Origin of the sequence: Sorangium sp. So ce887 (assembly GCF_051521455.1) — a bacterium.
GTDB lineage: Bacteria > Myxococcota_A > Polyangia > Polyangiales > Polyangiaceae > Sorangium.
In genome coordinates this window covers 4,775,913-4,789,919 of the sequence record NZ_CP150354.1, presented here as the reverse complement: position 1 = coordinate 4,789,919, position 14,007 = coordinate 4,775,913, and the positions used below count along the sequence as shown (strand labels likewise).

Annotated in this window: 10 protein-coding genes; 4 read left to right on the top strand and 6 right to left on the bottom strand. The window is 68.2% G+C overall.

The annotated features are described in order from the left end of the window. Nucleotides 1–334 precede the first annotated feature (334 nt). Together WMF36_RS17750 and WMF36_RS17745 are read right to left on the bottom strand one after the other, a co-directional pair. Nucleotides 335–1,255, bottom strand: coding sequence for a transposase (locus WMF36_RS17750; protein ID WP_437580794.1), 921 nt, complete (start codon nucleotides 1,253–1,255; stop codon nucleotides 335–337). A 429-nt stretch (nucleotides 1,256–1,684) separates the two neighbouring features. After that, complete coding sequence (locus WMF36_RS17745) at nucleotides 1,685–2,650, bottom strand: hypothetical protein (protein ID WP_437580793.1); 966 nt, start codon at nucleotides 2,648–2,650, stop codon at nucleotides 1,685–1,687. A 329-nt stretch (nucleotides 2,651–2,979) separates the two neighbouring features. Here WMF36_RS17745 and WMF36_RS17740 point away from each other — a divergent pair, with 329 nt between their 5' ends. The 3 genes from WMF36_RS17740 to WMF36_RS17730 all read left to right on the top strand — a co-directional run bounded on the left by WMF36_RS17740 (nucleotide 2,980) and on the right by WMF36_RS17730 (nucleotide 7,176). Continuing rightward, nucleotides 2,980–3,891, top strand: coding sequence for an NAD(P)/FAD-dependent oxidoreductase (locus WMF36_RS17740; RefSeq protein WP_437580792.1), 912 nt, complete (start codon nucleotides 2,980–2,982; stop codon nucleotides 3,889–3,891). A gap of 583 nt (nucleotides 3,892–4,474) precedes the next feature. Further along, complete coding sequence (locus WMF36_RS17735; protein WP_437580791.1) at nucleotides 4,475–5,437, top strand: hypothetical protein; 963 nt, start codon at nucleotides 4,475–4,477, stop codon at nucleotides 5,435–5,437. A 566-nt stretch (nucleotides 5,438–6,003) separates the two neighbouring features. After that, a complete protein-coding gene (locus WMF36_RS17730) occupies nucleotides 6,004–7,176 on the top strand; it encodes a vWA domain-containing protein (protein WP_437580790.1) in 1,173 nt (390 codons plus the stop codon). A 73-nt stretch (nucleotides 7,177–7,249) separates the two neighbouring features. On the opposite strand, the gene WMF36_RS17725 is transcribed toward WMF36_RS17730, so the two are convergent. From WMF36_RS17725 to WMF36_RS17710, 4 genes are all read right to left on the bottom strand, one after another. Next, nucleotides 7,250–8,446, bottom strand: a complete 1,197-nt coding sequence (locus WMF36_RS17725) for an endo-1,4-beta-xylanase (RefSeq protein ID WP_437580789.1) — start codon at nucleotides 8,444–8,446, stop codon at nucleotides 7,250–7,252. 413 nt (nucleotides 8,447–8,859) lie between these two features. After that, nucleotides 8,860–9,813, bottom strand: coding sequence for a hypothetical protein (locus tag WMF36_RS17720; protein WP_437580788.1), 954 nt, complete (start codon nucleotides 9,811–9,813; stop codon nucleotides 8,860–8,862). 2 nt (nucleotides 9,814–9,815) lie between these two features. Next, nucleotides 9,816–10,376, bottom strand: coding sequence for a hypothetical protein (locus tag WMF36_RS17715; RefSeq protein ID WP_437580787.1), 561 nt, complete (start codon nucleotides 10,374–10,376; stop codon nucleotides 9,816–9,818). A 67-nt stretch (nucleotides 10,377–10,443) separates the two neighbouring features. Continuing rightward, on the bottom strand, nucleotides 10,444–11,472 hold the full coding sequence (locus WMF36_RS17710; RefSeq protein ID WP_437580786.1) for an SGNH/GDSL hydrolase family protein: 1,029 nt from the start codon (nucleotides 11,470–11,472) through the stop codon (nucleotides 10,444–10,446). A gap of 1,161 nt (nucleotides 11,473–12,633) precedes the next feature. On the opposite strand from WMF36_RS17710, the gene WMF36_RS17705 reads away from it, so the two are divergent. After that, entirely contained in the window at nucleotides 12,634–13,977 is a 1,344-nt protein-coding gene (locus WMF36_RS17705) for a right-handed parallel beta-helix repeat-containing protein (protein ID WP_437580785.1), read from the top strand. Nucleotides 13,978–14,007: the final 30 nt, after the last annotated feature.

The following is a 14,007-nucleotide window of genomic DNA, read 5'->3' as shown; positions in this document are numbered from 1 at the left end:
CCGGGTTGAAGATCAACGGACCCGGGTTGGCCGGTCGCCCGGTTGATCGATCGCCGAATCGACGAACCCGGGCTGCCCCATCAATCCACGTCCGTCATCCGGTACAAAACAATTCTATCCGGCCCATTCGGCCCAGCAGCGCCTCCGACGGCCTTACCTTCGCGCCGCTTCATGCGCTCCCGGCGCGACATGACGGATGCGCATTCAATCTCGCATCCTGCCTCAAGGATGCGCCACTCGCTCCGCCGCATCCAAACGTACATTCCCTCCCAACGACGCGTCGAAGCCATGGCCTGCTCCCGTCCGCCTCGCTGTCGCGCTCCCGTGGGCCGCTCTACACTGCGAGCGCCACATCCGTCACGCTGGCGCCATGAAACGTGCGCATCCACCACGTCCCCGCCGGGAAAATGACGCTGCGCACGCCGACGCACCATCGTCCGAGCGCGGCGCGGTATGACGCGCGAAACGCTCGCACAGCGGCCGCAGCGGTTCGCCATGCCTCACCCTGCTCATGGCCGACGGCGAAGGTCGGATTGCGCTCGCGCAGTCCCTCGGAGCTCTTCGCTCGGTCGTAGGGGGAGACCTTGCTGACCCGCTCGGCGCCCAAGACGCGCAGCCCTCGCCGCTCCACCTCCGCACGGGCCTGCGCTTCCTGACGCTCGAGCTCGGCAGCGACCTGCTGCCGAAAGCCCTCCGCGCTCTCCTGTTCGATGCCTGGCGGCAGCGCCAGCGGCAGCGTCGCGTCCTCGACCCACTGCGGATTCTCCGGGTCGAGATACGCCGAGGGGCGCCTCGCGTGCAGCGCCCCTCGGCCGAGCTCCCCCACGTCCACCTTGACGCCCGGCCATTCCCTCGCATGCCGGACCAGGCCAGCGGCCACTGGGTTCGCGAGCACGTAGGCCATCTTCTCCACCACCGCCGCCGGCGTCGCGAGCCGTACCACGCTCGTGGCCTCGTGGTCCCATACTGGCCCTTCCCACTTGCGCAGCACCTTCGTGCCCAGCGCGACCAGGCGATGAAAGAACTGCAGGAAGCGCGGCAGCACGCCCTGCACATCGGTCACAATGAGGTGCAGGTGCGTCGACATCGCGCAAAGCGCGTGAACTTCGACGCCGAAGCGGCGGGCCGAGACTGCGAGGGCGTAGATCAACAGCTGGTTGATGGCCACATCGGGCCGCAACAGAAAGTGCCGCCGAAGGACCCGACGGGTCAGCAGGTACGTCGCGCCGGGAGCGATCTCACGAGGCTGGCTCATGGCCGGAGCGCAGAAACAAGCGCCGTGCCGCGAGTCAGTGGCAATTATTTCAAGGACTTGCCCCGCGGGGCGGGTGGCGGCGGCCGATTTCCGCCAGTGCCCGCCACGCTCGTCCTATGTACCCGGCGCTGCCCCAACCCGCCCTGCGGCGCTGCGCTGCGCTGCCAACCTGGGGCACGTATACCCCCGACCGAGGTTGCCCCCCCGGACCGAGGCTGCGCCAACCGAGGTTGGGTTCGCGCCGCGCCGAGGTTGGCCCTCCCCCGACCGAGGTTGCGCCGACCGGGACCGGCGCCGACCGAGGTTGGGTTCGCGCCGCGCCGCGCCGCGCTGCGCGGCTGCGGCGCGGCGCTGCGCCGACCGAGGTTGGGTTCGCGAGGTTGGGTTCGCGAGGTTGGGTTCGCGGGGCGAAGCCGCCCGTCCGAGGTGCTACCGCGCGAGCCGCTCGAGCGTCTCCTCGACCGATGGTGCGGCGAGCCCGAGCTCCGTCGACCCGTAGCGCATGAGCGCCCGGCGGTCCGATGGGGAGAGCGGCCGCGCGCGAAGCGACTTCGCCGCCGCGGCGGCGTCGGCGCCGCATGCTGCGGGGACGCTCGAGTCGAAGCGCAGCGCCCGGTGCGTCCGGAGCATCGCGAGCACGTCGAGCGACGCGCCCGCGTAATGCGCGATCTGATCGAGCAGGAACGTCGCCAACGCTCGCGGTACGGGGACCGCGTCGGGCACGTCGGTCGCACGGAGCTCGTAGACGACACGCTGCTTCGACGGCAAGAACGTGGTTCGGTCGAACGTCGCGTCGCACGCGAGGAAGATCTGCGACGTCGGGACCAGCACGCGTACTGCCGGCGTCACGTCCCACGCGGCGATCGTGTGATTGCTCGTCGGCCAGAAAAGGCCGACGCCTCGGACGTCGAGCCGGCGCGCGAGCCCCGCGAAGAGCGCAGAGAGCTCGTCGCACTCCGCGGTCGCCGAGGATGCATCTGACGACGCCAGCGGCGGCTTCTGCCTCCACGCGGCCCAGATGTGCCTGGCGGTCGGGTCGCGATCCGTGATGCTCCAGCGCAACCGAAAGGGGCCACCGTCGCGCGTCATCTCGAACAGCGTCCGGACGCGCACGAAGTCGCGGACACGCGCGGCGCTGCATTCGATCCTGTGCTCCGCGCAGAAGCGCTCCGCATCAGGGCGGCGCGCCTCCGTGGCGCACGCGTCGATGCGTGCGCCGAGGCGCGTGGCGAAGTCGCGCATCGGCAGCGCGTCGGGAAGCGCCTTGCGCTCGGTCGAGGTGCAGGTCTCGGCGTGAGCGGGAGCGGCGGGAGCGGCGAGCGTCGCGACGAACGTGAACGCGAGCGCGAGCGCGAGCAGGTGACGAGTTCCGGGGGGCAAGCGGCGGTACGGCATGCCCCCCCATCGCGTGACGACGGCGGACTGTGACCGGATGCACCTTCCGAGCCATCACGGAAGAAGCCCCCCTTTCCCGCTCACGCCCCTCGTGCCATCGCGCATCGAAAGAACCGCCCATCCTGCCGAAACACCGCCTCTTACGAGGGCGGGCGTCGGAAGCTACATCCTGGCTCGATGAGGATCCCGACATGAGCGTTGAGCTGACCCGCCGCGAATGGCTCGAGACGGGCGCACCTCTCGGTCTGGCGCTCCTCGCGCTTGGATGCTCCCGCGCTTCGACCGCTGTGCCCAACCCCGTTGTTACACCAGTGCAAAGGAGAGAACTCATGCCGTATGACGTCGTGATCGTGGGAGGAGGGCCCGCGGGCCTGTCCGCAGCGCTCACCCTCGGTCGAGCCCGGAAGCGCGTCCTTCTGTGCGACGCCGGTCCCCCCCGCAACGCCGCGGCGGCCCTCGTCCACGGCTTCGCCACGCGCGATGGAACGCCGCCGTCCGAATTTCGCCGCATCGCGCGTGAGCAGCTCGCGCCCTACGACTCGGTCGACGCGCGCGACGTGCGGGTCGAGGGCATCGACGGCGATGCAGGGCGGTTCGTCGTGAGGACCTCAGCGGGCTCCGTGGAAGCCCGCCGCGTCCTCCTCTGCACTGGAATGGTCGACGAGCTCCCCTCCCTTCCGGGGTACCGTGAGCTCTGGGGCCGGAGCGTCTTCCAGTGTCCGTACTGCCACGCCTGGGAGGTGCGCGGCAGCGCGTTCGGCTATCTCGTGCCCGCAGCCGAGTGGCTGGAGTGGTCGATGTTCTTGAAGGGGTGGACGGGCGACGTTGTCGCCTTCACCGACGGCGCGTTCGCAGTTCCCGACGAGGCGCGTCGGAAGCTCGATCGGGCGCAGGTGCGCATCGAAGAGCGGCGCCTCGCCGGGCTCCGCGCGCGCCAAGGACACCTCGCGGCCGTGCAGCTCGAAGGAGGCGCAGAGGTCCATCGAGATGTGCTCTTCGCCAGGCCACCGCAGCGACAAGGGCCGCTCGTCGGCGCGCTGGGGCTCACGCTGGATGATCAGGGATTCGTCGTCGTCGACGGCCACAAGCAGACCTCGCGGCCCGGGATCTACGCCGCAGGAGACCTGACGACGCCCGCGCAGAGCGCGATCCTGGCCGCCGCCGCCGGCGCGCAGGCAGCGGGCACGCTGAACCACGAGCTGACATTGGCGCTCGTCCTCACGTCGACACCGTCACGGTGACCGTAGGTCTATAGTCGCTCAGCGCTGCCCATCAGGGGCCCGGGCGTCAAGCCCCAGCGCGAGCGTCGACCAGGGGACCGCAGGTCCCTCTCACCGTTCGGAGCCGATGATGAACACTCGAACACGCACAATTTCGGTGATGTCAACCCTCGTCGGGCTGCTCGTGGCAGCAGGCTGCGGATCGGGCGCTGGCAGCGACCCCGAGGGAGACGATGACAGCTCGGCCTCGACGGGCGCGACCTCGAGCGGGGGCTCGGGCGCGGGCGGGGGAGTCACGATCGGCGGCACATCGGGAGCTGGCGCGCCTGGTTCGGGTGGATTCGACGCCTCGGGCGGAACGGGCACCGGAGGGTCGGGGGCTGGCGAAGCGGGCACCGGTGGAGCGGGCGCTGGCGATGCGGGCACCGGTGGAGCGGGTGCTGGCGAAACGGGCACCGGTGGAGCGGGAGCCGGCGGCAGCGGCGGTGGCGATGCGGCGTATCCCTGCGATGGGGACGCGAGCGGCTACAACGCCGTGGCGACGAGATCGGGATCCAGCTGGGTCGCGCAGAACGGCAGCCGTAACGTCTACAGCGGTGATGACATGCGATCCGCGATCCAGGCGGCGCTCGATAGCCTCAGCTCCGGCCGTACCAGCAAGGAGAGCGTCCTGGTTCAGGGCTCGGGAACCATGAGCGCGAGCTCGCGACTGAGCGTCCCCAGCTACACCGTGCTCAACATCTGCGGCACGATCGACGTCACCGGCAGCGGGTCCGGCGACATGGCACCCCTCTATGCGCGCGGCCGGACCGACATCGAGATCCCGAACGTCACGATCAGCGGCACCCCGCTCTACGCCATGTTCTTCCGCGACGTCGAGAACCTGCGCCTCGGCCACGTCGAGCTGCGCGTCTCGAGCGGCCTCGGGATCCGGATCGACAATCATGGTCGCTCGGACCGCGCCGACAAGGTGACGAACATCGACATCGACCATGTGTACGCCGAGGGGACCAGCTCACACGGCGTGGAGACCTACGGCGTCGACGGCCTCCGCATCGGCACCGTCATCGCGCGCGACACCGGGGAATGTGGTCTCCTCCTGAACGACACGGTCAACGCCGAGATCGGGACGGTCGACGCCGTGAACGCGGGCGCGGGCACCGGCTACGCGGCGTTCCGCCTCGCCAACCGCGCAGGACGCATCGGCAGCAGCTACCCCACCAACATCCGCGTCGGCGAGGTCATCGCCCGCGGCGGCGGGCGCGGGATCTTCTGCGTGTCCGAGAGCGGGGGCTTCACGATCGACCGCATCGACGTCGCCGACACGGGCAGTAACTCGATCCTGATCGAGAACTGTCACAACGTGAACGTCGCCGCTGAGTCCGGGACCGTCACCGGCGGCGGCGACATCCGGCTCGCCGCACGCGACGAGTTCGCGAACTCCTCCGACATCACGATTCAGAACCTCACGCTCACGAACACCGCCGTCAACGAAAATCCCTGCGCCACGAACAGCACCTTCAGCAATCTCACGCTGGTGAACACGCGCGCCAACACCTGCGATTAGCCCCCAACGCAGCCCGGGTCGGCCGGTCGAGCCGGGCTCGCCTGCCGGTACGCAAACGCACACTCCCACGACGGCGCGCCGACGTCGGCGCCGGCTCCTGCTCGTCTCGCTGTCGCGTGCCCCGACCGGACTGGGCCCTCCGGCGTAGCCGGCCCTCCCAATACTGAGCTACCTCAGCTACGTCAACCTCGGTCGGATCGTGCCCTCGATGCGTAGATTGATTATTGATAGAGCGTCGCCTTCCCACGAGGGCGGATCGCCACGGCCCTATCGGTCATCCAGCGCGTACGGCCCGGGTGGACTACAAGTACCTTGTACGCTCGCCGCATTGCGCCGTGATGGTCCCACTATGATGCGGCCGCTTTTCGGACCGTATACCGCGCAAAGAGCAGCGTCATCGATTATACTCCTCGCCGATCACGGGGTTTCAGCGAGGCGCGGCTCTAAAAAATTCCGCCTCAGGTGGCCTCTCGTTTCTATGTGCGTCGTGCCGGCGTACCGCGCCTGACACGCGCTCGAAGAGGAGTCGACTTATGAGATTGCCTACGATGGCCATTGCCTTGTCAATGGTGAATTTGGCCAGCGCCGCCTGCAGCGGGGCTCCGGAGGGCACCGCGGGCGGCGGCGGCTCGCAGAACGGCACCGGCACCGGCACCGGCACCGGCGCCGGCGGCGACTACGATGGCAGCTTCGGCGAAGGAGACGTTCCGGGGCCCGGCGCTGATTCAGGTGCGACCGGCGCCAGCAGTGGCGGCTCGACGGCCGCGGGGCAGGCGTGCGCCACCGAGACGTCCCAAGCGGGATTCCAGCAAGTGTACCTTGCGTTTGCGTTCGACGTGTCGGCCAGCATGGGGTCGAACGACGTGGCCTGGCGCGATCGGTCGCTCAAGTGGGATCCCATCTCCGCCGCGACGAAGCAGTTCTTCGAGGATCCCGGGTCCACCGGGCTCAGGGCCTCGATGACGTTGTTCCCCGGCCCGGCGCGGATGTGCAATGGCGACACCTACTTGACGCCGGACGTCGCGATGACGCCGCTGCCCTCTCCGGCGTTCGGCGAGGCGATGGATTCCGTCGTGCCTCCGATCGCCGCCTGGCGCATCGGCACGCCGACGGCCTTCGTGATCGAGGGCACGACCGCGTTCGTCGAGGAGCAGCGTCGGCAGAGCCCCGGGGAATACGCGATCGTGCTCGTGACCGACGGCTATCCGGAGCTGTGCACCGGCCCGGCGAACTCGGTCGAGGCCGTCGTCGAGCGCGTCGCGGCGGCGCGCGCCAGCGGCATCTCGACCTTCGTGATCGGGGTCGAGAATCCGCCGGTGGAGGACGCGCCGGCGAGCCTCGAGAACCTGCGCGACATCGCGGCGGCGGGCAATACAGGAGAGGCGTTCATCATCGACACCGGCAACGCTGCGCAGACCTCAGCCGCGTTCAAGGAGGCCATCAACGAGATCCGCGGCGCTGCCGTCTCGTGCACGATCCCGATCCCGCCGCCCCCCGATGGGAGGTCGTTCGACAAGCAGAAGGTCGACGTGAAATACACGAGCGCCGTGAGCAGCACCCCGACGACGCTCGTCTATGACCAGGCATGCGCGGCCGCGGGCACATGGCGCTACGACGACCCCGCGAACCCGACCGCGATCGTGCTCTGTGATGACACGTGCGCCGTGGTCCAGTCCGAGGTCGAGGTGTCTCTGGGCGTTGACTTCACCTGCGAGGACGTGATCGAAGTCCCGCTGTGACCATCGAAGTGCCGACGCGAGCGAGATCCCTCCGCGGAGGGATCTCGCTCGGGTTCACCGCGTCAGCGTGAGCTCACTCACGCTCCAGGAACTCCATCAGCCAGCTCATGGCCGGCCGCATCCTGCCGTCCGAATGCTGGATGCCGGTGTTGTCCCTCCACGTGGCGCCGACGATGTAACCCCACAAGGTGATCCCGGGGACTGAGGGGTGATTCCAGAACATCGTGAACTGTTCCTCCATCACCTTCTTCTGCTGGTTGTCGTCCGCGATGCCGATGTCGTACTCGGTGATGTACACGGGCTTGCCCAGCTTGGCCATCGCGTCGATGTAGCCCTTGACGGTGTTGGTGTTGATCTTGAACGCGTCGTGGGCCTGCGCGCCGAGAGCGTCGACCGGGGCGCCCGCGTCGATCACCGCCTTCGCGATCTTCATGAAGTTGTTGTGATCGTTCGGGTACTCGATGTTGTTGTAGTCGTTGAGGATCAAGACCGCCTTCGGGCAGTACTCGCGAGCCCACTTGAACGAGTTGACGATCCAGTCCCAGCCGCTGGCCCCGTCGCCGCCGATACCGTTCTTGTAAGAGGGCGTGGTGTGGGGCGGCGGCTCGTTGACGACGTCGATGTACTTCGTGTCGGGGTAACGCTCGCAGAACGTCCGCATCCAGTCTTTCACGGCCGCCTGCTGATCCGTCGCCGACAGGTTCGCGATCCAGCCGGGTTGCTGGCTGCCCCACACGAAGACGTGGTGCTTGAAGATGATGTTGTTGTCCTTCGCGTACTTGTAGATCGCGTCGAGCTTGCTCCAGTCTCGGTTGCCGCGGGACGACTCGACCTCTCCCCACTTGCCCTCGTTCTCGGGCGTGATCTGGTTCCAGTGCTTCGCGAAGCCTTCGCGCACAGCGCGGTTCGTCGTGATGTTGCCGACGAACTTCCCGGTGGGGGGCTCGTCGCCTCCGCCGGTTCCGCTGGCCGAACCGCCCGACCCGGCGCCGCCTTCGCCCGAACCGCCGGTCGTCGAGGAGCTGGTCGTCCCCGGACCTCCGGTGCCGCTGGTGGTCGATCCGCTGGTAGCCGCCGTCCCAGTGCTGCCGCTGCCGCTGATGCTGGTGCTGGTGCTGGTGCTGCTCGCTCCCCCCGTACCGCCGGCGCCACCGTCGCCTCCATCACCCCCATCGGAGCATCCAGAGAGAGTCGCGAGCCCGAGCGCGATCCACGTCGTGCCGCACAGCCATCGAGAAGAACGGTTCTTGTTCATATTGGACTTTTGCAAGTTGAGCGATTGGAGTTGGTGCTTCTTGAAGCGGCAGAGCCGATGGGCAGCGGCACGAGCCGGAGCGCACACGCTCAGCGATACGCACGCCAGCAGCTCGGCACCCACAATTCCCGCCAAGCCTGGAAGTGATCACGATACGCGCTCGAAGTCGGGGGGCGACCCGACCCGGGTTGAGAATCCCGACCCGGGCGACCCGACCCGGGTTGAGAATCCCGCGGGTTGAGAATCCCGCGTTGCGCCACATTACTTGCAGCCGTGAATAAAATTTCCACCCGAAGCCGAACATCGTGGGTCAAGTGGCCGCGAGGCGCGACCCCGCGAGGCGCGACCTAACCCAGGTTGGACCGACACGCCCAGGTAGGCCACACCACCGACAAGCCCATTCCGGCCCACTCGCTCCGTCGCGACGGTCATTCCTGCCGCCGCCCCTCCGCGTGCTCCGCCAGGAGCCCGCCCAGCAGATGGAACTCCAGATAGGCCCGCGCCACGTCGGTCGCCTCGGGCAGCGCCTCCCTCGACTCCCCCAGCACCACCCAGCCGCCGCCCTGCTCGAACCGGAACGAGAGCGTCTCCCCCTCGGTGAGCCCGCGCTCCCGCACCCGCCGCAAGATCGACACGCCCTCCAGCCCGAACAGGAACAGATCGCGGGCGATCACCGCGTCGAGCCACCGCTTCGACAGCGCCGTGAGCGACAGCTCCCACGCCCCCTCGCGCAGCATCTCCGGCACCGATCCGCGGCGGATGAGCGGCGCGTTCGCCCCGTCGAGCGACACGAGCTGCGCCCGCACGATGCCGTGATGAACCCCGAGCGCCCCGAACCCCACCGACAGATCCGCGACGCGATAGCCAGCCTGCGCCGGATCCTGCGGCGCGCCCGGGCGTAGATCCCGCGTGGCCATGATCGCCTTGACCGCGCGCAGAGCGAGAGATGGGCGCAGGCAGAGCTCACGCACCTCGTCGGGCGTGAGCGCGACGACGCGGGTGACCGCGTCCTTCACGATCACCTCGAAGGGCTCGAAATCGGCCGTCACCAGGGGCTCGCCCGCGCGCATGTGCCGGTGCAGATCGAACGAGAACACGCGCCCCTTCTTGAACACCTTGAGGTGCACGCCGAACGGGGATCTGCGTCCGCTCGCCGTGGTGCCCTCGGCCAGGAAGAGGACATCGCCGATGACGGTCTTCTGCGGGTAGGGGTGATCGTTGTAAAGAACGATGCGCCGCGCCCCGGTATCCAGATCGACCTGGGAGCGATCATCGTCGAGGGCCAGGCGGTTGCCCTCGTGATCGCCGCGCGTACCCAGCCCGGCAAAGGGGCAGCGGACGCGCCCTGCGAAATGGTAAACCCCTCGATCACGAAAGCGCATGATCACCCCCAGGCCTGGGGCGCCACACCCCGGCCGAAGACACGCGCCGAGCCCCACTCCGCCACAAGCAGCGCGCCGAGCGACGCGCCTGCCATCAGCAGGCGCGCCGACCAGGGCGTGGGCGCGAAGTACGCCATTTCTCTGGACGGACGGTGGGCGAGGTTCACGTTGAGCGCCGGGTCGGTCGCGAAGAAGCTCAGCAGCAGCAGCGCGACGAACGCGCCCCAGGCCGAGAGCGCGCTGCCCGCGGGCAGGCCGTGCTGCGCGAGGTGGAGCGCGGCTGCCGCGGGCGGCGAGAGGTGCGCGGCGACCGCGATGGGCGGGGTCTTCCGGGTGGCGATGACCTCGATGAGCCACGCGGGGACGCCCACGCCCACAGAAAAGACGAACGCCGGCCCGAGGAGCCACGCAGACCCGGCGAGGAGGCCGAGCGCCACGGCGAGGCCCGCGACGTGGCAGGCGAAGAGCATCTCGCCCATCCTGCCGGTGCCGAGCTTCTCCTGCACGTACCTCGCCAGAATCACGAGGAGCGGCAGGGCGCAGGACACCTCCAGGACGCGCACGAGCGAAGGGTAACCCGCCGCGCCGTCAGGTGGGAAGCGGCTCGCACGCTCACAGGCGTCGGAACGCTCAGAAGTACGGGACGAGGGCGTCGTACCACGCGTTCGCCATCTTCGCGGCCCCGGTCGCGTTCGGGTGAACGCCATCGCTCGTGTCCTGACCCGCGTTGGCGTTGAAGCCGGTCCACTGATCCACGACGACGACCGGGGAGGCCGACGTGCTCTTGCTCGAGGCCCAGCTCGGGATCTCCGCGTTGAGCGCCTCGACCCGAGCGCCGCAATCCGGGCACGCGCACGTCGAGCAGCTCGACGTGTTGATGGGGTTCATCGGGATGATCTGGGCAACGAGCACCACGACGCTCGGGTTGTTCTTCCGGAGCTCGTCGACCACGGTGGAGAAAGCATCGAGGATGGTCCGAACAGGCTTGTTGTTCCACGCGTCGTTCGTGCCGAAGTGCAGGAGCACGATGTCCGCCGGATTCGCAGCGCACCAGGCCCTGAGCTCGTTGTACTTGCCACCGGCGAGATCCGTCACGAGATAGCCGCCGTGCCCCTCGCTATCGCGATCATAGCCGGGTGGGCTGCAGCCAGAATCGCTGGTTTGACTTCCCACGAAGTCGAACTGCGCGTGACCGTTCTCGGTGAGCTTTTGCCAGAGCAAGGCTCGGTAGCAGCTCGACGCGGTGATCGAGTCGCCGAGCGGGAGAATCCGGAGCTCGCCCGTCTCGCCGCCCGAGGCGCTGGAGCTCGCGCTGCTGGAGCCCGAGCTGGCGCCGCTCGTGCTGGCGCTGGCGCCGCTCGTGCTGGCGCTGGCGCCGCTCGTGCTGGCGCTGGCGCCGCTCGTGCTGGCGCTGGCGCCGCTCGTGCTGGCGCTGGCGCCGTTCGTGCTGGCGCTGGCGCTGCTCGTGCTGTCAGAACCCGAGCTGCTGCTTGCGCTGGAGGCGCTTGCGCCGCCACCTCCCCCGCCCTCCCCGCCTCCGCCCTCCTGGGAGCTCGAGCCCGAGTCGCCGCACGCAGCCGTGAGGGCGCACGCGAGCGCCGCGGTCGAGAGCCAGAACGCACCTCTCGGCGCCAGAGCAGATGAAATGAACCGCTTCATGAACGACCTCCAGCTGGATCCTTGCAGACTCAAGCGACATCACCCATGTCCCTCTGGGGTCAGGACGGCGCCGGCACGCGGCCAGAAGGGGCGAGCGCGCGACTCTCTCACGGAACTGGCAGGGTGTCCAGCGGGGTCTCCCCGCCCCCGCCCAGCGAATCGAGCCGATGACCGATTCTTTCTCATCGACCCCGATCGACTCACAGCCCGATATAGGCCCTCTGCACTGCGGACCGAGCGCGCCGGACTGCGCACTTGCAGGCGAGGACGCACTCCATGCGATCGCCACGACGGGGTTCCCGCCGGCGAGGCGGACCGTCCGAGCAAGGCCGGCGGGGCTCACACGCCCACGCGCCCGCGTTGTCGGCCGTCCGGTGCATCAGGCCGAGCTGGTGGTGCGTCCCTTGCTCCCCGGCGTCGCGCGAAGCCGAGAGTATCCCCGACGAAGGAGCGGTCCACCGTCGTCCGGTGCCCGTTCTCCACTCATCTCCACGATGACGCGCTCTCCGGTATCAACTGGCCTGCTGCGTCGCGCCGCCCTCGTTGTGCCCACCCGGGAACACCGCTCATGCCGGACACAGGCCGTAGAGCTCCAACACGAGCGCTGTCGGGATGCACCAGAAAATCCCTCTGTCATCGATCCAACAATGATTTGCCAGGCCGCCTCTCGTTCGTCACATCTTAGTTTAACCACGTGACCCTCATCAAATATCAGGAAAACGCATGCCGTTCACGCGCTGGATCATAAGGACCTGGACGTGTGGCCTGTTCGCGCTCATCTCCGCCCCAGCCGGGGCGGTGGTGTCCCCGGCCAGCTCCGGCGGCTCCAGCGCTGCTTGGGGCTACCACCCTCCCGCGGAGGAGAGCGCCGCGTACCCCGATCTCTGCAGCCTCGATGCGCCCTACACCGAACCGCCGTTCACGGCAGACGAAGATACCCTCGAGCCGTGCCCCACTTACGCTACCGAGTCGCCGCTCTGCACGGGAGATTTTTGTCCCGAGAGCAAGCTATGCGCTGGCACCCGCGTACTGCACGAGGATCTGAACGCGTGCCAGGGGCCGACCTGCTGCCTCGCGGGGTCCGTCGACCCGGACGGCGTGGTGGATGTCCTGCCTTACCTGACAAGGCCGGCGGAATGGCCCTTCTCCGCCGACCCCTCCGTGGACCGAAGCCGCAACGTCGACGACAGCCCGGGCATCGCGCGGGCCATCGAGTGCGCAGCGTCGCTGAGGAACGTCAGGCGCACCGTGGCCTTCCCCGCCGGGCGGTACGTGCTGCGCACTCCGCTGCGACCTCATTACAACGCGTTGACCCTGGCGGGGCCTGAGCTGTCTCCCGACGCCGCCCCTGGCGATCCGGAGACCGCGACGCTGGTGGCGATCCCCTGCAATCCGGAGCAGTTCCCCGGGGCAATCCAGGTCAGCAGGGCCGTCAGGCCGAACGGGCACGTGGTCGACGCAGTCGCTGGGCTCCGGATCCGCAATCTGCAGATCGAGCTCACGGAGGGGCCAAGAAAGACGGCCAACAGCGGGATTCAACTCAACAACTGCTCGTTCTGCGAGGTGGAGAACGTCATCATGCGGTACGCGCCGCTCTCACCTCAGCTGCCTTCCTGCAAGCCATCCAACCTGGATGGAATCAGCTTTGCCATGGGGTCCGGGGGCGTGATCCGGAACGTGATCGTGGACGGCGTACCGAAGGGTGGCATCTACCTGGCATCGGTCGTCAGATACCATGCCACACCCCCGATCCTCGTGGAAAACTGCGAGATCAAGAACATCAACGGCCCGATCGGAGCCGGCGGGATCAAGATCGTCACCGCGAATGTGACCGTGCGGAACTGCGAGGTCCACCATAGCCTGATTCACCCTGGCGATGGCTCCACGACCGTCTACGGTGGGCACGGCTTGTGGATCGCCGCCCAGGTCCCCAGCAGGATTGCTCTCCCGGGCTCGGTGCCCACGAATGTCGTGGTCCAGGACAGCTACTTTCATCACAACGGCGGCGCTGGCGTCGTCATGGCGAGCCCCCTCTTGAGGCAACGCCCAGAGCGGATCGTGCTCCAGAGGGTCAAGTCCGCTTACAATGGGTACCATGGCGTGCATCTCCAGGCGGGCAACGACGTGGAGCTCCACGATCTCTGGTCCTGGGGCAACGGGTATTACGGCGTTCACCTGCAGTCGCGGACGTCGCTGCCCACGAACGCGCTCCGGATCGGGACCGTGATCCTGGCGAATCCGCTCGTCTTCAACAACGCCTTGCGTCCGGCGTCGGGCGCCTACCCTGGTATCATGATCCAGGCCAGCAACGTCACGATCTACGGGGGCGAGGTCGCGCGGTGCAGCGCCTCGCGCGGGAGGCAGTCGAGATCCGTGCAGCAGCTATGCTGGCTGTCGGGTCCGACAGACGGCGAGGCGCTCTTCTACCCGCAGGACAACCGCATCGCGGGCGTGGGCACGCACGACACGAGCGCGCCGGAAGCGCTTGTATGCCCTCATGAATGAGCGACGTCTGGCCGCGCTCGCGCCGCTCGG